The 291-nt window shown below is 39.9% G+C and carries 1 pseudogene; it reads right to left on the reverse strand.

Annotated features, from left to right (window positions below):
- Positions 1-279: pseudogene (locus ACG9ZB_RS17095) on the reverse strand (acyl-CoA thioesterase); the annotation flags it as partial.
- Between the last annotated feature and the right edge of the window lie 12 nt (positions 280-291).

Consider the following 291-nt stretch of genomic DNA (forward strand, 5'->3'; position numbering starts at 1 on the left):
CAACAACACCTGTGGGGATTGAAAACACATTTCACGTTTTTCAATATGAACTGCCACTTTCTAAGTAAAGCCCTTGGTCAACTTTCTACCCGAGACCGCATCAAAAATCAGATATTCAATTTTCAAGCGATTTTCCCACTCTTTCAAAACAGCGCGCACACGAATTTTCTGTTCAAATTCGATGCCTTGCACATAGCGCACATATCTTTCAATGACAGGCCATGCATAGCCCGAGTCGCGCATTTGGTTATAGTTATAGTGAAATTGATATAACAGTTTTCAACTTGCAAT

This window comes from Acinetobacter johnsonii (assembly GCF_048551975.1).
Lineage (GTDB): Bacteria > Pseudomonadota > Gammaproteobacteria > Pseudomonadales > Moraxellaceae > Acinetobacter > Acinetobacter johnsonii_A.